This window comes from Pseudomonas sp. B21-010 (assembly GCF_024749325.1).
GTDB lineage: Bacteria > Pseudomonadota > Gammaproteobacteria > Pseudomonadales > Pseudomonadaceae > Aquipseudomonas > Aquipseudomonas kilonensis.
Genome location: NZ_CP087198.1, coordinates 5,370,773 through 5,390,061 on the forward strand (window position 1 = coordinate 5,370,773; position 19,289 = coordinate 5,390,061).

21 protein-coding genes and 1 tRNA gene are annotated in these 19,289 nt (G+C 60.3%); 15 read left to right on the forward strand and 7 right to left on the reverse strand.

Going from position 1 to position 19,289, the window contains the following annotated elements:
- Window positions 1–165 precede the first annotated feature (165 nt).
- The 6 genes from LOY50_RS23890 (at window position 166) to LOY50_RS23915 (ending at window position 5,929) form a co-directional block, all read left to right on the forward strand.
- Window positions 166–1,152: an NAD(P)/FAD-dependent oxidoreductase gene (locus tag LOY50_RS23890; protein WP_063324394.1), complete on the forward strand. Its 987-nt coding sequence runs from the start codon at window positions 166–168 to the stop codon at window positions 1,150–1,152.
- Window positions 1,153–1,325: 173 nt separating this feature from the next.
- On the forward strand, window positions 1,326–2,288 hold the full coding sequence (locus LOY50_RS23895; RefSeq protein WP_214512459.1) for a DUF523 and DUF1722 domain-containing protein: 963 nt from the start codon (window positions 1,326–1,328) through the stop codon (window positions 2,286–2,288).
- Entirely contained in the window at window positions 2,288–3,235 is a 948-nt protein-coding gene (locus LOY50_RS23900) for a MerR family transcriptional regulator (RefSeq protein ID WP_258689353.1), read from the forward strand. The genes LOY50_RS23895 and LOY50_RS23900 overlap by 1 nt, the downstream gene beginning before the upstream one ends.
- A 12-nt stretch (window positions 3,236–3,247) precedes the next feature.
- Window positions 3,248–4,699, forward strand: a complete 1,452-nt coding sequence (gene phrB / locus LOY50_RS23905; RefSeq protein WP_258689354.1) for a deoxyribodipyrimidine photo-lyase — start codon at window positions 3,248–3,250, stop codon at window positions 4,697–4,699.
- A gap of 123 nt (window positions 4,700–4,822) precedes the next feature.
- Window positions 4,823–5,596, forward strand: a complete 774-nt coding sequence (locus LOY50_RS23910; protein WP_258689356.1) for an SDR family oxidoreductase — start codon at window positions 4,823–4,825, stop codon at window positions 5,594–5,596.
- Between the two features lie 27 nt (window positions 5,597–5,623).
- Window positions 5,624–5,929, forward strand: coding sequence for a YkgJ family cysteine cluster protein (locus LOY50_RS23915; RefSeq protein WP_258689357.1), 306 nt, complete (start codon window positions 5,624–5,626; stop codon window positions 5,927–5,929).
- A gap of 124 nt (window positions 5,930–6,053) precedes the next feature.
- On the opposite strand, the gene LOY50_RS23920 is transcribed toward LOY50_RS23915, so the two are convergent.
- The 6 genes from LOY50_RS23920 to hemA all read right to left on the reverse strand — a co-directional run bounded on the left by LOY50_RS23920 (window position 6,054) and on the right by hemA (window position 11,433).
- The gene (locus LOY50_RS23920) at window positions 6,054–6,572 is read right to left on the reverse strand and encodes an acyloxyacyl hydrolase (protein WP_092149578.1); all 519 of its coding nucleotides are present in this window, start codon (window positions 6,570–6,572) and stop codon (window positions 6,054–6,056) included.
- 114 nt (window positions 6,573–6,686) lie between these two features.
- The gene (gene murI, locus LOY50_RS23925; RefSeq protein ID WP_258689358.1) at window positions 6,687–7,478 is read right to left on the reverse strand and encodes a glutamate racemase; all 792 of its coding nucleotides are present in this window, start codon (window positions 7,476–7,478) and stop codon (window positions 6,687–6,689) included.
- Complete coding sequence (locus tag LOY50_RS23930; RefSeq protein WP_003205517.1) at window positions 7,471–8,226, reverse strand: molybdopterin-synthase adenylyltransferase MoeB; 756 nt, start codon at window positions 8,224–8,226, stop codon at window positions 7,471–7,473. The genes murI and LOY50_RS23930 overlap by 8 nt, the downstream gene beginning before the upstream one ends.
- Window positions 8,220–9,050 (reverse strand): peptide chain release factor N(5)-glutamine methyltransferase, encoded by an 831-nt coding sequence (gene prmC, locus LOY50_RS23935; RefSeq protein WP_258689359.1) that lies wholly within the window; start codon window positions 9,048–9,050, stop codon window positions 8,220–8,222. Before prmC ends, LOY50_RS23930 begins: the two co-directional genes overlap by 7 nt.
- A 14-nt stretch (window positions 9,051–9,064) precedes the next feature.
- On the reverse strand, window positions 9,065–10,147 hold the full coding sequence (prfA, locus tag LOY50_RS23940; RefSeq protein WP_018606464.1) for a peptide chain release factor 1: 1,083 nt from the start codon (window positions 10,145–10,147) through the stop codon (window positions 9,065–9,067).
- Complete coding sequence (gene hemA, locus LOY50_RS23945; protein WP_214512453.1) at window positions 10,144–11,433, reverse strand: glutamyl-tRNA reductase; 1,290 nt, start codon at window positions 11,431–11,433, stop codon at window positions 10,144–10,146. Before hemA ends, prfA begins: the two co-directional genes overlap by 4 nt.
- 172 nt (window positions 11,434–11,605) lie before the next feature.
- Here hemA and LOY50_RS23950 point away from each other — a divergent pair, with 172 nt between their 5' ends.
- The 9 genes from LOY50_RS23950 (at window position 11,606) to LOY50_RS29200 (ending at window position 18,932) form a co-directional block, all read left to right on the forward strand.
- Entirely contained in the window at window positions 11,606–13,330 is a 1,725-nt protein-coding gene (locus LOY50_RS23950; RefSeq protein WP_214512452.1) for a tetratricopeptide repeat protein, read from the forward strand.
- A 4-nt stretch (window positions 13,331–13,334) separates the two neighbouring features.
- Window positions 13,335–13,952 carry a lipoprotein insertase outer membrane protein LolB gene (gene lolB / locus LOY50_RS23955; protein ID WP_003205525.1) on the forward strand — a complete coding sequence of 206 codons (618 nt, stop codon included), beginning with the start codon at window positions 13,335–13,337 and terminating at the stop codon, window positions 13,950–13,952.
- 1 nt (window position 13,953) lies between these two features.
- Entirely contained in the window at window positions 13,954–14,805 is an 852-nt protein-coding gene (gene ispE / locus LOY50_RS23960; protein WP_253478150.1) for a 4-(cytidine 5'-diphospho)-2-C-methyl-D-erythritol kinase, read from the forward strand.
- 36 nt (window positions 14,806–14,841) lie between these two features.
- Window positions 14,842–14,916 (forward strand) — tRNA-Gln (locus LOY50_RS23965).
- 47 nt (window positions 14,917–14,963) lie between these two features.
- On the forward strand, window positions 14,964–15,905 hold the full coding sequence (locus tag LOY50_RS23970) for a ribose-phosphate pyrophosphokinase (RefSeq protein WP_003205529.1): 942 nt from the start codon (window positions 14,964–14,966) through the stop codon (window positions 15,903–15,905).
- 143 nt (window positions 15,906–16,048) lie between these two features.
- On the forward strand, window positions 16,049–16,651 hold the full coding sequence (locus tag LOY50_RS23975; protein ID WP_018606432.1) for a 50S ribosomal protein L25/general stress protein Ctc: 603 nt from the start codon (window positions 16,049–16,051) through the stop codon (window positions 16,649–16,651).
- Window positions 16,652–16,817: 166 nt separating this feature from the next.
- Entirely contained in the window at window positions 16,818–17,402 is a 585-nt protein-coding gene (gene pth / locus LOY50_RS23980; protein WP_003205533.1) for an aminoacyl-tRNA hydrolase, read from the forward strand.
- Window positions 17,403–17,424: 22 nt separating this feature from the next.
- Window positions 17,425–18,525, forward strand: a complete 1,101-nt coding sequence (ychF, locus tag LOY50_RS23985) for a redox-regulated ATPase YchF (protein WP_060740647.1) — start codon at window positions 17,425–17,427, stop codon at window positions 18,523–18,525.
- Window positions 18,526–18,710: 185 nt separating this feature from the next.
- A complete protein-coding gene (locus LOY50_RS29200; protein WP_408980821.1) occupies window positions 18,711–18,932 on the forward strand; it encodes a GNAT family N-acetyltransferase in 222 nt (73 codons plus the stop codon).
- Between the two features lie 13 nt (window positions 18,933–18,945).
- On the opposite strand, the gene LOY50_RS23990 is transcribed toward LOY50_RS29200, so the two are convergent.
- Window positions 18,946–19,275, reverse strand: coding sequence for a hypothetical protein (locus LOY50_RS23990; protein WP_258689363.1), 330 nt, complete (start codon window positions 19,273–19,275; stop codon window positions 18,946–18,948).
- Window positions 19,276–19,289 lie beyond the last annotated feature (14 nt).

Sequence of the window (19,289 nt, forward strand, 5' to 3'; positions counted from 1 at the left end):
CCATTAGTCTATTTTTATAAGCAGGGATTTTTCGTATCGGACAGGGTCTGTGTTTAACAATAGGACAAGCTGTCCAAACGCGAACGGTAAAACTTATACCAAAAACCCGAATTGTACAGGTTTAAACGACGGCGTAGTCTGTACAGAAAGGTAAACGAGGCCCTCATGACTGTACCTATCGCAATCATCGGCACCGGCATCGCCGGACTTTCAGCCGCCCAGGCCCTGACGGAGGCCGGGCATATCGTTCAACTCTTCGATAAAAGCCACGGCAGCGGCGGACGCATGTCGAGCAAACGCAGCGACGCCGGCGCATTGGACATGGGCGCGCAATACTTCACCGCCCGCGATCGCCGCTTTGTCACCGAGGTCCAGCGCTGGCAAACCAACGGCTGGGCGGCGGAATGGAACCCGCAGCTCTACAACTTCCAGAACGGACAACTGAGCCCATCGCCGGACGAACAGACCCGCTGGGTCGGCACGCCGCGCATGAGCGCCATCACCCGCGCCTTGCTCGACAAGTTGCAGGTGCAGTTTTCCTGCCGGATCACCGAGGTGTACCGCGGCCAGGAACACTGGCATTTGCAGGACGCCGAAGGTTTCACCCACGGCCCCTTCGGCCAGGTGGTGATCGCCACGCCCGCGCCCCAGGCCACCGCATTGCTGGCGGCCGTACCGAAGCTGGCCGCAGTGGCCGCCGGCGTGAAGATGGACCCGACCTGGGCCGTGGCGCTGGCCTTCGAAACACCGCTGGATACGCCCATGGAAGGCTGCTTCGTACAGGACAGTCCCCTGGACTGGCTGGCGCGCAACCGCAGCAAGCCGGGACGCGACAACACGCTCGACACCTGGGTACTGCACGCCACCAGCGACTGGAGCCGGCAGCACATCGACCTGTCCAAGGAAGCGGTGATCGAACATCTGCACGGCGCCTTCGCCGAACTGCTGCACAGCGCGATGCCCGCACCGAGCTTCAGCGTGGCCCATCGCTGGCTCTACGCCCGCCCCGCCGGCAACCACGAATGGGGCGCCTTGGCCGATGCCGACCTGGGCCTGTATGTGTGCGGCGACTGGTGCCTGTCCGGCCGGGTCGAAGGCGCATGGCTCAGCGGCCAGGAGGCTGCACGCCGCCTGCACGCAAGCCTGCAGTAAAGCGCGTCACCCATCGCTATCCGCTGCTGTCGAAAGAGACAGCAGCCTGCCTGCGACACAGACTGACGTCGCCTCGCCACATAATCCGGTTGACTTGCGCACGTTCGGACCTATGATGAAAATATTGTACAGAAATACAAAACTGTACAAGATTTAGCAATCAGAGGTCGCCCATGCCCAGCACAGCCATCGCCAAACCCAGAATCGCCATCAGCGCCTGCCTGATGGGGGCTGAAGTTCGCTTTAACGGCGGGCACAAGCAATCGCAGTTGTGCAGCCGCACCCTCGTCGACTATTTCGATTTCGTGCCGGTGTGCCCCGAAGTCGCCATCGGCCTGGGTATCCCCCGGGAGCCGATTCGCCTGGTGGGCGACCCCGAACATCCCGAGGCGCTCGGCACGGTGAATCGCGACCTCAACGTGACCAGGCCACTGGCCGACTACGCAAAGCAAATGGCTGGGGAACTGGATGATATCTGCGGCTATATCTTCATGCAGAAATCGCCGTCCTGCGGACTGGAACGGGTCAAGGTCTATGACCACAACGGCGTGACCCAGGACGGCGGCGGGCGCGGCATCTATGCCCAGGCCTTCTGCGAACGCCACCCCGACCTGCCGGTGGAGGAAGACGGCCGCCTCAACGACCCGGTGCTGCGCGAGAACTTCCTGACCCGGGTGTTCGCCTATGCCGCCTGGCAACCTTTGCGTCGCGACGGACTGACCCGTCGCGACCTGATCGAATTCCACGCGCGCTACAAATACCTGCTGATGGCCCACAACCCGGTGCAATACAAGGCCCTGGGCAATTTGCTGGGCAACATGGGCAAGGCCGACCCCAATGAGTTGGGCCCACGCTATTTCAGCGCATTGATGGCCGCCTTGAAGAAATGCGCCACCCGCCGCACCCACACCAACGTACTGCAACACCTGAGCGGTTACCTCAAGCGCGCCATCGACGCCGATGACAAACAGGAAGTACAGCATCTGATCGAGCAATATCGCCTCGGCATCGTGCCCTTGGTGGTGCCACTGACACTGCTCAAGCATCACTTGCGCCTGCACCCCGATCCTTACCTGGCGCAGCAGGTCTACCTGCAACCACACCCGGAAAACCTCAGCTTGCGAAACGCTATTTGATGAAGATCGAACCCGACTCCAGCGCCAGCGAAGACCTGGGGGCCGACTTTGCCAAGGCCTTGGCGCAAGGCTGGCTGCCCATACGCGAGGTCGCCCGGCAAACCGGTGTCAACGCCGTCACGCTGCGAGCCTGGGAACGCCGTTATGGCCTGATCGTGCCGCACCGCACGCCCAAGGGCCACCGACTGTTCAATGCCGACCATGTGCAACGGATCCTGAGCATTCTCACCTGGATCGACCGTGGCGTTGCGGTGAGCAAGATCAAGCCGTTGCTGGACACGCCGCAGCCAACGAGCGAACCCGCACCGGTGCCGGAGAATGACTGGCAGCGTCAGCGCCACGCCCTGGTGCTGGCGGTGACGCAACTGGCCGAGCGCCAGATCGATGACCTGGTCAACCAGGCGATGGCGCTGTACCCACCCTGGACCGTGTGCGAGCAGTTGCTCTTGCCGTTGCTGGCCGAGCTGCACCTGCGCTGGCAAGGCCAGTTCGGTGCGCAGCTGGAACGGATCTTCCTGTTCTCGTGGCTGCGCAGCAAGTTCGGCAGCCGGATCTACCACAACAACCGTCAGTTGCGCGGCGCGCCACTGTTGCTGGTCAATCATTCGGACTCGCCCCAGGAGCCGCACTTGTGGCTCACCGCCTGGCTGGCCAGCAGCGCCGACTGCCCGGTGGAAGTGTTCGACTGCCCGCTACCGGCGGGCGAACTGGCCCTGGCGGTCGAGCGCCTCAAGGCCCGCGGCGTCCTACTGTATGCCAGTCACGCCCTCAACCTGTCCCAACTGCCCAGGCTGCTGGGTGGAATCGATTGTCCGATCGTCATTGCCGGCCCGGCCGCGTCGATCCACCAAGCCAGGTTATCCACAGGCGTGTCGATGATTGACGTGTCTTGGGCCGAAGACCCGTTATCGGCTCACCGCGAACTGAGTCGCCGAGAACTCCTCTAGATGGAAGACAGCATGCAACTGATCTGGCTGCGCAACGACTTGCGCCTGCACGACAACACCGCCCTTGCGGCGGCCGCAGCCCAAGGCTCCTGCGTGGCGGTGTACCTGACCAGCCCCGAACAATGGCGCGCCCATGACGACGCACCGTGCAAGATCGATTTCTGGCTGCGCAACCTCGGCGCGTTGAGTGCGGTCCTGGCCGAATTGAACATCCCACTGCTGATCCGCGCCGCTGCGCATTGGCACCAGGCACCGCAGGTACTGCTCAAGCTGTGTCGTGAACTGAACGTCGGCGCCGTGCATGTCAACGAAGAGTACGGCCTGAATGAAACGCGACGCGACGCCGAAGTCGCCCGCGCGTTGAATGACCTGGGCGTTGAATTTCACAGCCACCTCGATCAATTACTGTTCAAGCCTGGCAGCGTACTGACCAAGACCGGCAACTATTTCCAAGTGTTCAGCCAGTTCCGCAAGGTCTGCTACAGCCGTCTGCACTTTTCATTGCCAAGCCTGGTCGCCACGCCTGCCCGGCAGGCCCCCACCGGCATTGCCCGTGACCCGGTGCCGACGCAAGTCGATGGGTTCGTCCCGCCCGGCGAAGCGCTACGAGCGCTCTGGCCCGCCGGGGAAATCGAAGCCTGTCGGCGCCTGGACGCCTTTGTCGAGCAGCACATCGACGATTACCAAGGCGAACGGGATTATCCCGCCAGGCCCGGCACCAGCCAGCTATCGGCCTATCTGGTGGCCGGCGTGGTGTCGCCGCGTCAGTGCCTGCACGCCGCGCTGCAAGCCAACCAAGGTGAATTCGAGAGCGGAAGTGCCGGTTCTGTGACCTGGATCAATGAATTGCTCTGGCGCGAGTTTTATAAACACATATTAGTGGGCTATCCACGCGTGTCGCGCCATCGTGCGTTTCGCCCCGAAACCGAGGCGCTAGCCTGGCGCAAGGCCCCAGCAGAACTGGAAGCCTGGAAGCAAGCACGCACCGGCCTGCCGATTATCGATGCAGCCATGCGTCAATTGTTGGAGACCGGTTGGATGCACAACCGCTTGCGGATGGTCGTAGCCATGTTCCTGACCAAGAATCTGTTGATCGATTGGCGCGAAGGCGAGCGCTTTTTCATGCAGCACCTGATCGACGGCGACCTCGCCGCCAACAATGGCGGCTGGCAGTGGAGCGCCTCCACCGGCACCGATTCGGCGCCCTGGTTCCGCATCTTCAATCCGTTGAGCCAGTCGGAAAAATTTGACCGCGAGGGCCTGTTCATCAAACGCTGGCTACCTGAACTGAACGATCTGGACAGGCAACAGGTCCATAGCCCAAATACCCAGGGTGGCTTGTTTGGTGCCGTGGATTATCCGGCACCGATTGTCGACTTGAGCCAATCCAGGGCTCGCGCGCTGGCAGCGTTCAGAAACCTGCCGGCGCGACAGGACGCAGCCTTTGAAGGCATGGGCGATTAGCGAACATGAAATTACCAGCCTGCGGGATGCATTGTTTACCCGATAACATATAGTCTTACTAGTCGTACGGACTCTACTGAAAAGCTGCGAATCAGTGCGCTGTCCAATCGAAAGGAGCAGGGAATGGGTCTAAGACTGCCACGGCGCTATTGGCTCACCGGGGCTGGCAACGGAATCGGCGCTTCGTTGGCTGAAGCGATACTGCAGACGGGTGCATACCTGGCCGTCAGTTCGCGCTCGACCCAATCATGCGAAACCCTTTCGGTACGTTATCCAGGACAAGTGCTGACCGTGCCCGGCAATTTGACCGACAGTCAGGCCGTGCGCGAGATCGGCGAACAGATCGCCCGGCAATGGGGCGCCCTGGATCAGGTGATCGTCAATGCCGGGACGGCTGAGTACGTTGACGGGCAGCCGGCTGATCACACATTGATCGAGCATATTGTGCGCAGCAATCTACTGGCTGCCAGTTTCTGCATCGAAGTGGCCATGCCCTTGCTGCGCGCCGGGACCGAACCTCATCTTGTGGGTATTGCCAGCCCGGCAACTTACCTGCCCCCTTCACAAATAGAAGCGGGTGGCAGCGGGATGCGTCATCTGTTCGAATCGGCTCGGGCAGACCTGGCATACGCGGGTGTCGATGTGACGTTGGTACACCCTGGCTACGACGCCCCATTGCTGGGGCCCGACGATTGCCCCCAACCCCCGATTCACTGGTCGGCGGACGAAACAGCGCGGCACGTGCTGAATCAGTTGGTCGAGCGCCCGCGGGAAGTCGCGCTTCCCATCGCGTCCATGACCGCACTCTGGCCTTTGCCTTCGTCGACCGAATGCGTGCCGACCGATATTGGCTCATGCCAGGCGAAAAACGGCTATCCGATCAAGGGACAACCCTGAGCCGCTGATTGCCTTACACTGCGCGCCATGAAAACCATCCCTGTCCGTGAAATCCCGACACCGGCCGTCACGTGTTCGACGTGCGCGGCATGCTGCTGCCAGTTGGAAGTGATGCTGATCACCGACACCGGGGTCCCGGAGCGCTTTATCGACACGGACGACTGGGGTGGAGAGGTGATGCTGCGGCTGGATGACGGTTGGTGCGCGGCCCTGGATCGCGACAGCATGATGTGCACCATCTACGAAAAGCGCCCGCTGATCTGCCGCGAGTTCGAGATGGGCGCGCCGGAATGCCTGGAAGAACGCCAAGGGATTGCGACGGCGTATCGATAAAGCGCTGGCCTGATCTACTGTGGGAGCGAGCTTGCTCGCGATAGCGTTGGCTCAGACAACTTTATCTTGGCTGGTCTGTTGCCATCGCGAGCAAGCTCGCTCCCACAGTTCTCAAACTGTTTTGTTACAGCGGCATCGTGTAGTGCAGCGAGTAGCTTTCTACACCGTCGTTGGTCGACTTGATGCCGGCGTTGGAGTAATGAGTGGCGCGAATGCCCACTTCATGTCCACCGTTGAAGCGCAGGCCGAAGCCGATACGATCTTCAAATTGGAAAGCCGTACCGAGCTTGTTGTCTTCCACTTCGGTATTGGCGAACAACGCCACACCAACACCCGCCTCGATGTAAGGCTTAACGTTCTGGCCGGAAAATTCATAGACAAACACAGGCGAAAACGAAAGGCTGTGATTGCTGGATGTCTCGTCCCCTTCCCAATAGGTGTAGGCGCCGCTCCAGTAGCCGGTCAGGCGACCGACATCACTTTGCAGCCAACTCTTGTCCCAGTCGAACTGCATGCCCAAGCGATAGGTCATGGTCGAATCGCTGGTCTGGCCAACCCCAAATTCCACACCCGCTGCTTGTGCAGTGTAAGTGTGCCCCAACAATGCAGCCGCAAACGCGGCAAAGCAGAATAAGCGCTTCATTAGAAACATCCTTTTCCGAACAGACTTAGTTAGTTTTGTTACAAACAGACAAAGCTATAGAAATCCGTACCCAAACAGAAGTTCAGCCCGTTTCACACGGTTTTCACATTCTTCTTACAGATCGAAGCTTCGCACAACGCCGGACGAATGCCATAGCGTCGGTAGGATTTTTCTTAAATGTATCGGGTCTGCACTCGTCCAGAAATACGTTTCGTCGGCTGGCCCCTCAGCCAGCAGCTCTCGCTCAGCCAAAAGGCGCTGAAGTTGCCGGGCCACGGCGGCACCGGTGTCGATCAGGCTGATGTGCTCCGGAATCATCCGCGCGAGCAATGGCTTGAGGAACGGATAGTGCGTGCAGCCCAGGATCAGCGTATCGCAGCCGGCTGCCAGCAAGGGGTCGACGTAATGTTGCAGCAATTGATACAAGGCCGGGCTGTGCAAATCACCCGTCTCGATCAGTTCAACCAGGCCCGGACACGGTTGCGTGATGACTCGCACATCGGTGGCGAAACGGTCGAGCAAAGCGGCGAACTTGGCGCTCTGCAAGGTGCCGGTGGTGGCCAGCACACCGACGATACCGCTGCGGGTCGCGGCAGCCGCCGGCTTGACCGCCGGCTCCATCCCGACGATGGGCCAATGGGGGAAATCACGGCGTAGATCGGCAACGGCAGCAACCGTTGCGGTGTTGCAGGCTACAACCAGCGCCTTGGCACCCTGGCCCAGGAGAAAGTCGGCAATGATCGCGCAGCGTTGTCGGATGTATTCCGGGGTCTTCTCGCCGTAGGGAATATGCCCACAGTCGGCCACATACAACAGCGACTCATTGGGCAGCAACTGGCGAATTTCCCCCAGCACCGACAACCCGCCGACACCCGAGTCGAGCACACCGATCGGCGCTTCACTCATGTTGGCCACCGCAGACGCTGCAACCTGGGTCGCGCTTGACCCGCAGTTCACGGAATCGCGTACCCAAGGCATCGATCAACAGCAGGCGCCCCACCAGCGGCTCACCGAAACCGGCCAGCAACTTCAAGGCTTCAAGGGCTTGCAGGCTGCCCACCAATCCCACCAGCGGTCCGATCACGCCGGCCTCGCTGCAGGTCAGCTCGGCTTCGCTGCCGTGGCCGTAAAGGCAGTGGTAGCAAGGGCTTTCGGGGCGGCGTGGGTCGAACACCGACAACTGCCCTTCCAGGCGAATCGCCGCGCCACTGACCAGCGGTTTACCCGCCGCAACACAGGCCGCGTTCACCGCTTCGCGGGTCGAGAAATTGTCGGAACAGTCGAGCACCACATCCACTGCCGCGACTGCCGCGGCCAGGCTGTCTTCGTCCATGGCCGCCCGGTGAGGCACCAGCCGAACCTCGGGGTTGATCGCCCCCAGGCGTCGCATCGCCGAATCGACCTTGCTCAGGCCGACGCTGTCAGTGTCGTGAATGATCTGGCGTTGCAGGTTGGTCAGGTCGACGGTGTCGAAATCCGCCAGGTGCATTTCACCCACCCCGGCGGCGGCCAGGTACAACGCCACCGGGGCGCCGAGACCGCCAAGGCCGATGATCAGCACGCGGCTTTGCTTGAGACGTAATTGGCCGTCGATGTCGACGTGCTGCAACAGAATCTGCCGGCTGTAGCGCAACAACTCCTGATCGTTCAGCACGGCAGGCACCCCAGGCTGATGCGCTCATGACCGCCCAGGTCCTTGCGGCTGTGGACTTCGACAAAGCCTTGGCTGCGCAGCAAATCGCGCACCGCTTCGGCCTGGTCGTAGCCGTGCTCGAGCATCAGCCAGCCGCCCGGCTCGAGATGAGTCGGTGCCTGGGCAACGATCTGGCGCAAATCATCGAGCCCGTCCGGCCCGGCAACCAAGGCACTGGCCGGCTCGAAACGCACGTCACCCTCGGCCAGATGCGGATCGCTGGCTGCAATGTACGGCGGGTTGCTGATGATCAACTCGAAACGCGTGTCTTCCAGCGCACTGAACCAGTGGCTGCTCAGCACCGTGACGTTGCGCAGGTCCAGGCGCTGGCGATTGCGTTCGGCCAGGGCCACGGCCTCCAGCACCCGGTCGACCGCGGTGACTTTCCAGGCCGGGCGCTCGCTGGCCAATGCCAGGGCAATCGCGCCGCTGCCGGTGCCCAGGTCCAGGACCCGGGCCGGTGTGGCCGGCAACAAAGCCAGCGCGGTTTCCACCAGCAGCTCGGTGTCGGGACGCGGGATCAAGGTATGAGGCGCGACTTCCAGGTCGAGTTTCCAGAAGCCCTGTTGCCCGAGGATGTACGCCACCGGCTCGCCGGAGCGACGCCGCCGCAGGTATTCGGAGAACAGCAACGCTGCTTCACTGGGTACGATCCGCTCGGGCCAGGTGTGCAGGAAGCTGCGGGGCTTGCCCAAGGCTGCGGCCAGCAACAACTCGGCGTCCAGCCGTGCCGTGGGCGAATCCGGTAACTCGGCAGCGCGTAACAGACTGGCGATGATGGTCATTTGTTCACCTGTGCTTACTCGCCAATCGCAGCCAACTGGTCGGCCTGGTATTCGGCCAGCAACGGCTCGATTACCGCATCGACACCACCGGCAAGGATCTCGTCCAGGGAATACAGGGTCAGGTTGACGCGATGGTCGGTGACCCGGCCCTGGGCGAAGTTGTAGGTACGGATCCGCTCGGAACGGTCGCCCGAGCCCACCAGCAATTTGCGCTCGCTGGCGATGGCATTGGCAGCGGCGCTGGTCTGCTGGTCGTTGAGCTTGGCCGACAACCAGGCCATGGCCCGCGCGCGGTTCTTGTGCTGGGAACGTTCTTCCTGGCACTCGACCACGATGCCCGAGGGCAAGTGCGTGATGCGGATCGCCGAGTCAGTCTTGTTGACGTGCTGGCCGCCCGCGCCGGAGGAACGATAAGTGTCGACCCGCAGGTCCGCCGGATTGATCTCGATGGCTTCCTGCTCGTCCGGCTCGGGCAATACCGCCACGGTGCAAGCCGAGGTGTGGATGCGCCCTTGGGATTCGGTGGCCGGCACGCGTTGCACGCGATGGGCGCCGGATTCGAATTTCAGCTTGCCGTAGACATTGTCGCCTTCGACCCGGGCGATGACTTCTTTATAGCCACCGTGTTCGCCTTCGTTCTCCGAGAGGATCTCCACCCGCCAACCGCGACGTTCGGCGTAGCGCGAATACATGCGAAACAGGTCACCGGAAAAAATCGCCGCCTCATCGCCGCCGGTACCGGCACGGATCTCCAGGAACACATTGCGCCCGTCATTCGGGTCCTTGGGCAACAGCATGCGCTGCAGGCTGCTTTCCAGTTCAACCAGTTGATCCTTGGCTTCGCGGACTTCCTCCACGGCCATTTCGCGCATGTCCGGATCGCTGTCCTTGAGCAGCGCCTGGGCGCCTTCAAGGTCGCCCTGCACTTTGAGCAACTGTTTATAGGCGGCGACAATCGGCTCGACTTCCGCGTATTCCTTGGAATAGGTGCGGAATTTGTTCTGGTCGGAAATGACTTCGCCGTCGCCCAGCAAGGCGGTCAGTTCTTCGAAACGGTCCTGGAGGATATCCAGCTTGTTGAGCAGTGACGCTTTCATTGCGGTTTTTTATCCGAAAAGCTATCCGGTGAGCCCTCACCGAGGGCGAAGAGTTCCTGGGCCATGGCCAGCGCATCGAGGCGGCCTTCGGCGGTCAGCTTCTTGAGCTGGACACTGGGGGCGTGGAGCAATTTGTTGGTCAGCCCGCGGGCCAGTTGTACCAGCACCTCTTCGGCACTGCCGCCGTTGGCCAGCAGGCGCTGGGCTTTTTGCAGTTCCTCGTCGCGCAGGCGTTCGCTCTGCTGACGATACGCCTTGAGCACATCCACCGCCGCCAGCTCGCGCAGGCGCACCATGAAGTCGTCGGCACCGACGGTGATCATCTCTTCCGCCGCCTGGGCCGCGCCCTGTCGGCTCTTGAGATTCTCGGCGACCACCTCGTGCAGATCGTCGACGCTGTAGAGATACACGTCGTCCAGCTCGCCGACTTCAGGCTCGATGTCCCGGGGAACAGCAATGTCCACCATGAAAATCGGCTTGTGCTTGCGCAGTTTCAGGGCACTTTCCACGGCGCCCTTGCCAAGGATCGGCAACTGGCTGGCGGTGGAACTGATGACGATGTCGCTGTGCACCAGCTCTGCGGGAATGTCCGACAGCAGCACCGCATGGGCGCCGAACTGCTCGGCCAGGGTACTGGCCCGCTCCAGGGTCCGGTTGGCGACGACGATGCGCTTGACCCCCAGGTCGTGGAGATGGCGGGCGACCAGGGTGATGGTCTCACCAGCGCCGATCAGCAGCGCCTGGCTGCGTTGCAAATCACTGAAAATCTGTTTCGCCAGGCTGACAGCGGCAAACGCCACGGACACCGGGTTCTCACCGATAGCGGTGTCGGTACGCACCTGCTTGGCGGCGTTGAACGTCGCCTGGAACAGGCGCCCCAGCAGCGGGCCGACGGTGCCGGCCTCGCGGGCCACGGCGTAGGCCGATTTCATCTGGCCGAGAATCTGCGGCTCGCCCAAAACCAGCGAATCGAGCCCCGAGGCGACCCGCATCATGTGACGAACGGCCGCATCGTCTTCGTGCACATAGGCACTGGCGCGCAGCTCTTCAAGGCTCAGGTTGTGATAGTCGGCCAGCCAGCGCAGGACTGAATCGGCCGAAACGTGATCCTGTTCTATATAAAGCTCGCTGCGATTGCAGGTGGAGAGGATCGCAGCTTCGCGGCTGTCGGTCAGTCGGCAGAGCTGCTGCAAGGCCTCAACCAGCTGCTCAGGCGTAAAGGCCACGCGCTCGCGGACGTCTACTGAAGCAGTCTTGTGGTTTATACCGAGTGCAAGGAAGGCCATTCAAGGTCGCTGATAGTGACGTGAAGCCGGCAATTGTCCTACTTCGTCAGATTCAGAACAACCACTCGATCTCTATCGCCCTGCCCTGGGTTGTAAATCGACGGGGCGGTTATGTTTGACCGAAGGCTTGTGTCATGATGATCCGACCGCAGGTTAGTCGTCCTCTTCCTATATGAATAGATCTTCCGCGTTGCTCCTCGCTCTTGCCTTGCTCAGCGGCTGCCAGTCCATGGCCCCCGTTTCGACGGACGGTACGCCGCCGGTCGAAGACAGCGTGCAGGTACCTGAAAAACCCAAGGTCTACGGCTCGTTCAGCGAAGAAACCATCTTCAGCCTGTTGAGCGCCGAACTGGCAGGCCAGCGCAATCGCTTCGACATTGCGCTGGACAACTACGTGACCCAGGCCATCAATACCCAGGACCCGGGGATCTCCGAGCGGGCATTTCGCATTGCCGAATACCTGGGCGCCGACCAGCCCGCGCTGGATACCGCGCTGATCTGGGCCAAGAATGCCCCGGACGACCTCGAAGCACAGCGCGCCGCCGCCGTGCAACTGGCCCGGGCCGGGCGCTACGACGACTCCATGATGTATATGGAGAAGGTCCTGCTGGGCAAAGGCGACACCCATTTCGACTTCCTGGCCCTGTCCGCCGCCGATACCGACCAGGAAACCCGCAACGGCCTGATGAAAAGCTTCGATCGCCTGTTGCAGCGCCACCCGAACAACGGCCAGCTGATTTTCGGCAAGGCCCTGCTGCTGCAACAGGATGGGGACACCCAGGGCGCCCTCACGCTCTTGGAAGACAACCCGCCGGAAGCTGGCGAAGTGGCGCCGATCCTGCTGCGCGCACGCCTGCTGCAAGGCTTGAACCGTGGCGACGAAGCGCTGCCGCTGCTGGAAAAAAGCATCAAGAAGTACCCGGACGACAAACGCCTGCGCCTTACCTACGCCCGCATGCTGGTGGAAAACAACCGCATGGACGACGCCAAGGTGGAGTTCTCCAGCCTGGTCCAGCAATACCCGGAAGACGACGAGCTGCGCTATTCACTGGCACTGGTCTGCCTGGAAGCCAAGGCCTGGGAAGAAGCCAAGGGTTACCTGGAAGACCTGATCGCCCGGGAAAGCCACGTTGACTCGGCCCACCTGAACCTGGGACGCATCGCCGAGGAACGCAATGACCCTGAGAGCGCACTGATCGAGTACGCCCAGGTTGGCCCGGGCAACGACTATCTGCCGGCGCAGTTGCGCCAGGCCGATATCCTGATCGGCAATGGCAAGACCGCCGAAGCCCAGAGCCGCCTCGCGGTACAACGCGACTCCCAACCGGACTACGGCATCCAGTTGTACCTGATCGAAGCCGAAACCTTGTCGGCCAACAATCAGGGCGACAAGGCCTGGAACGTGCTGCAAAAAGCCTTGAAGCAGTACCCGGACGACCTGAACCTGCTGTATACCCGCGCCATGCTGGCGGAGAAACGCAATGACCTGGCACAGATGGAAAAAGACCTGCGCCTGATCATCCAGCGTGACCCGGACAACGCCATGGCTCTCAACGCCCTGGGCTATACGTTGTCGGATCGCACCACCCGTTATGACGAAGCCAAGCTGCTGATCGAACAGGCCCACCAGATCAATCCGGAAGACCCGGCGGTGCTCGACAGCCTTGGCTGGGTGAATTTCCGCCTGGGCAATCTCGACGAAGCCGAACGCCTGTTGCGCCAGGCCCTGGAGCGCTTTCCCGACCAGGAAGTCGCCGCGCACCTGGGCGAGGTCTTGTGGGCCAACGGCAAACAACGCGAGGCCCGGCAGATCTGGAGCCGATTCCTCAAGGATCAGCCTGACAGCCCAATCTTGCGCAGCACCATCAAACGCCTGACCGGATCCGAGACTCTTTAAGATTATGTTTTTGCGCCATCTCATCGTTTTCAGCTTCATTGCCCTGCTCGCCGGCTGCGCGGGCTTCGGCGCCCGTGAATCCGTCCAGGGCCAGGGCAACCAAGCCCAATGGCGCGAGCACAAGCAACAACTGAGCGGCCTCGACGGCTGGCAGATCGACGGCAAGATCGGCATTCGTGCCCCGAAAGACTCCGGCAGTGGCACGCTGTTCTGGCTGCAACGCCAGGACTACTACGACATTCGCCTGTCGGGCCCATTGGGTCGCGGTGCGGCCCGCCTGACCGGCCGGCCGGGCCAGGTGTCGCTGGAAGTCGCCAACCAGGGACGCTACGAGGCGCCCACGCCCGAAGCGCTTCTGGAAGAACAACTGGGCTGGAAGCTGCCGGTCTCCCACCTGACCTGGTGGGTTCGCGGGTTGCCGGCACCGGACAGTAAAAGCCGCCTGACCCTCGACGCCGACAGCCGCCTGTCCAATCTGGAACAGGATGACTGGCAGATCGAATACCTCAGCTACGCCCAGCAGAACGGCTATTGGCTACCCGAACGCATCAAGCTGCACGGCAGCAACCTCGACGTCACGCTGGTGATCAAGCAATGGCAGCCGCGCAAGCTGGGGCAATGACATGAGCGCCGCACGCCTGACCCTGCCCTCCCCGGCCAAACTCAACCTGATGCTGCACATCCTCGGTCGTCGCCCGGACGGCTACCACGAGTTGCAGACGATTTTTCAGTTCCTGGACTACGGCGACGAAATCACCTTTGCCGTACGCGATGACGGCGTGATTCGCCTGCACACCGAATTCGACGGTGTTCCCCACGACAGCAACCTGATCGTCAAGGCCGCGAAAAAACTCCAGGCACAATCCGGTTGTCCGCTGGGCATCGATATCTGGATCGAAAAAATCCTGCCCATGGGCGGCGGCATCGGTGGCGGCAGCTCGAATGCGGCGACGACTTTATTGGGCCTAAACCACTTGTGGCAGCTTGGCTGGGACATCGATCGCCTGGCCGCCCTGGGCCTGACACTGGGCGCCGACGTGCCGGTTTTCGTGCGTGGCCACGCCGCTTTCGCCGAGGGCGTCGGGGAAAAACTCACCCCGGTGGACCCCGAAGAACCCTGGTACTTGGTGCTGGTGCCGCAAGTATCTGTAAGTACAGCAGAAATTTTTTCAGATCCACTGTTGACACGTAACTCTCCTCCCATTAAAGTGCGCCCCGTTCCCAAGGGAAACAGTCGAAATGACTGCTTACCGGTGGTAGCAAGGCGTTATCCAGATGTTCGTAACGCTTTGAATTTGTTAGGTAAATTTACCGAAGCAAAACTCACCGGAACTGGAAGTTGTGTGTTTGGGGGCTTCCCAAGCAAAGCTGAAGCTGATAAAGTCTCGGCCCTTCTGACAGAGACCCTTACAGGGTTTGTAGCCAAAGGAAGCAACGTTTCGATGTTGCATCGCAAGCTGCAAGACCTGCTCTAAAGGAATCGAGTGCTGGGCACTCGCAGCAACAGATACAGGGGCGTCGCCAAGCGGTAAGGCAGCAGGTTTTGATCCTGCCATGCGTTGGTTCGAATCCAGCCGCCCCTGCCATTTTCCTATACTCATCCAGGTATACCCTCAGCCTTCAGGTACTGCGCGTGTCCAAGATGATGGTCTTTACGGGGAACGCTAACCCCGATCTGGCTCGGCGTGTCGTACGTCAGCTGCATATCCCTCTCGGTGACATTTCTGTCGGTAAGTTTTCCGACGGCGAGATCACTGCCGAGATCAATGAAAACGTTCGCGGTAAAGACGTCTTCATTATTCAGCCGACTTGCGCTCCGACCAACGATAACCTGATGGAACTCGTCGTGATGGCTGATGCCTTCCGTCGCTCCTCGGCTACTCGTATCACTGCTGTTATTCCTTACTTTGGTTATGCCCGTCAGGATCGCCGTCCGCGTTCCGCACGTGTGGCAATCAGCGCGAAAGTCGTGGCTGATATGCTGACCGTAGTCGGCATCGACCGTGTCCTCACGGTTGATCTGCATGCTGACCAGATTCAGGGTTTCTTCGATATTCCCGTGGATAACATCTACGGCTCCCCGGTCCTGGTGGATGATATTGAAGATCAGCGCTTCGAAAACCTCATGATCGTGTCCCCGGACATTGGCGGCGTCGTGCGTGCACGAGCGGTTGCCAAATCCCTGGGCGTGGATCTGGGTATCATCGACAAACGCCGTGAGAAAGCCAATCACTCCGAAGTGATGCATATCATCGGCGACGTCGAAGGGCGTACCTGTATTCTGGTCGATGACATGGTCGATACCGCCGGCACCCTGTGCCACGCGGCCAAGGCCCTGAAAGAGCATGGCGCTGCCAAGGTCTTTGCCTACTGCACACACCCTGTGCTGTCGGGTCGAGCGATCGAGAACATTGAAAACTCCGTGCTGGACGAGCTGGTGGTCACCAATACCATCCCGCTGTCCGCTGCAGCACAAGCCTGTGTGCGTATCCGCCAACTGGATATCGCACCGGTTGTTGCCGAAGCGGTTCGCCGCATCAGCAACGAAGAATCGATCAGTGCGATGTTCCGCTAAGGGCCCTGCCCTTTCCAGGACATCTCGTTGACGAAAAGCGCCCCGCCCCGGCATTACCTGTCGGGGCGGGGCTTTTTTGCCCATATCGCCTTAAGCGCTGGTCGCAAGCGCTGGGGTGAATGTGGTTACTTTGGAGATACAACATGAACGATTTTACTCTGAATGCTGAAGTGCGTTCCGACCTGGGGAAAGGTGCGAGCCGCCGCCTGCGTCGTCTCGCAAGCCTGGTTCCAGCTGTAGTCTACGGTGGCGAGAAAGCCCCTGAGTCCATCAGCATGCTGGCCAAAGAAGTTGCCAAACTGCTCGAAAACGAAGCGGCCTACAGCCACATCATCGAGCTGAACATTGGCGGCACCAAGCAGAACGTCGTGATCAAGGCCCTGCAGCGTCACCCGGCTAAAGGCCACGTGATGCACGCTGACTTCGTACGCGTAGTAGCTGGCCAGAAACTGACCGCTATCGTGCCTGTGCACTTCGTTGGCGAAGCTGCTCCGATCAAGAAAGGCGGCGAAATTTCGCACGTTGTTTCGGAAATCGAAGTGACCTGCCTGCCGAAAGACCTGCCTGAATTCATCGAAGTCGACCTGGCTGACGCCGAAGTCGGCACGATCATTCACCTGTCCGACCTCAAGGCTCCTAAAGGCGTTGAGTTTGTTGCTCTGGCACACGGCGATGACAAGGCTGTTGCCAACGTCCACGCTCCACGTGTTGCTCCAGAAGCCACTGAAGAAGGCGCTGCAGAGTAATTTCACTCTGTCGCCGGAGTGACTGGAAACATCGCGGACTGGAACGTAGCGAGACAGCGGGCGAGAACGCGAAGTTTACTTAACGGTAAATCCGCCATTTTCGTCCACTGTCGCAACACCGCCTGATTGCGACATCGTTATCCACACTCCAGGAAGGGCCCCTATCGTGACTGCCATTAAACTGATCGTTGGCTTGGGAAATCCAGGCGCTGAATACGAACAGACCCGGCATAACGCAGGGGCCCTTTTTGTTGAGCGCATCGCGCAGGCACAAGGCGTCAGCCTGGCAGCCGATCGCAAGTATTTCGGCCTGACCGGTCGCTTCTCGCACCAGGGTCAGGATGTTCGTCTGTTGATTCCCACCACCTACATGAACCGCAGCGGCCAGGCCGTAGCGGCATTGGCCGGTTTCTTTCGCATCAAGCCTGAAGAAATCCTGGTGGCCCACGACGAACTCGACCTGCCTCCGGGCGTCGCCAAGCTCAAGCAAGGCGGCGGCCATGGCGGTCACAACGGGTTGCGCGACATCATCGCGCAACTGGGTAATCAGAATACCTTTCACCGCCTGCGGCTCGGCATCGGCCACCCAGGCGTAGCCAGTATGGTTTCAAACTTTGTCCTGGGTCGTGCGCCTCGCGCCGAACAGGAAAAACTCGATGCCAGCATCGACTTTGCCCTCGGCGTGCTGCCGGATATCCTCGCCGGTGAATGGAACCGCGCGATGAAAAACCTGCACAGCCAGAAGGCCTGACACTTATCCGAGGGGAAACACCATGGGATTCAATTGCGGCATCGTCGGCCTGCCTAACGTCGGCAAGTCCACCCTGTTCAACGCCCTGACCAAATCCGGTATCGCGGCCGAGAACTTCCCCTTCTGCACCATCGAGCCGAACAGCGGCATCGTGCCGATGCCCGATCCGCGCCTGGAAGCCTTGGCAGCTATCGTCAATCCCAAGCGCATCCTGCCGACCACCATGGAATTCGTCGACATCGCAGGCCTGGTGGCCGGTGCGTCGAAAGGCGAAGGCCTGGGCAACAAATTTTTGGCCAACATCCGTGAAACCGATGCCATCGCCCACGTGGTGCGCTGCTTCGAAGACGAGAACGTGATTCACGTCTCCAACAGCGTCGACCCGAAACGCGACATCGAAATCATCGACCTGGAACTGATTTTCGCCGACCTCGACAGCTGCGAAAAACAACTGCAGAAAGTTGCCCGCAACGCCAAGGGTGGTGACAAGGACGCAGTCGTCCAGAAAGGCCTGCTGGAGCAGTTGATCGCCCACTTCACCGAAGGCAAGCCTGCGCGCAGCCTGATGAAGAACATGAGCACCGACGAGAAGCTGGTGATCAAGGGCTTCCACCTGCTGACCACCAAGCCGGTCATGTACATCGCCAACGTCGCTGAAGACGGCTTCGAGAACAACCCGCACCTGGACGTGGTCAAGGCCATTGCCGAAGAAGAAGGCGCCATGGTCGTTCCGGTCTGCAACAAGATCGAAGCGGAAATCGCCGAACTGGATGACGGTGAAGAGAAAGACATGTTCCTCGAGGCCCTCGGCCTGGAAGAGCCTGGCCTGAACCGCGTAATCCGTGCCGGCTACGAGATGCTCCACCTGCAGACCTACTTCACCGCCGGAGTCGAAGAAGTCCGCGCCTGGACCGTCCGCGTCGGTGCCACCGCACCGCAAGCCGCTGGCGTGATCCACACCGACTTCGAAAAAGGCTTCATCCGTGCCGAAGTCATCGCCTACTCGGATTTCATCCAGTACAAGGGTGAAGCGGGCGCCAAGGAAGCGGGTAAATGGCGTCTTGAAGGCAAGGAATACATCGTCAAGGATGGTGATGTGATGCACTTCCGCTTTAACGTCTGAGTGGACTAGCTGCTTTCGTGGTGTTTCATGAAACACCACGAAAATGGCAAAAAACCTTTAAAGCCGCGCATTCGCGCGGCTTTTTCGTTTCATAATGTCCCTAAGTGTTTCGGCGCGGCCGGCTATGTCGGTCCAAACCAGCCCAAGCCCGACTTTTTTCGCCCGAATGGCCGATGGTACGGTTGATGTCAGTTGTGCCAAAAGCACGGGGCCATGGCGTTGGCCAGGCTCTACTCGACGAATGCATCAACCGCGCGAAGCGCGATAGCACGACGTTAATCGCATTACATACAACCCCGATAATGGAAGCTGCGCAGTACTTATACCAGCGAGCCGGCTTCGCGGTGGTGCGCAATCTGCCAGACATGTTTGGCGTGCCTTATGTGCTGATGACCCGACTGTTTTAACCAGTTGGAATAGTCACGAAGCAGGCAAAAACGGCACGCCGCAAGATCCGCAAGAGTCGATTGCAGCCCTTCGCGACTTGCTCAGAATGCACATGCGGCTTAGCGGCGATTCAGTCGCGCAACTCAGAAATTGTGCACCAAAGGACAGGAAGCTAACTGCCAATTGTCTCGCCCATCCATGCAGCGAAGATTCGATGAAATGAAAGCGCGAGAAATCGGCAACGTCGACCAACTGCACGCCATCCAAAGAATGATCCAGATGAGCATCGATGTAGTTGAGCATGCGGTTCATGCGCCGCGTGTACTCGGCGCACGATGCCTGGGCGCAAGGTTTGGTGGTCATAGTGCCTGGAATCC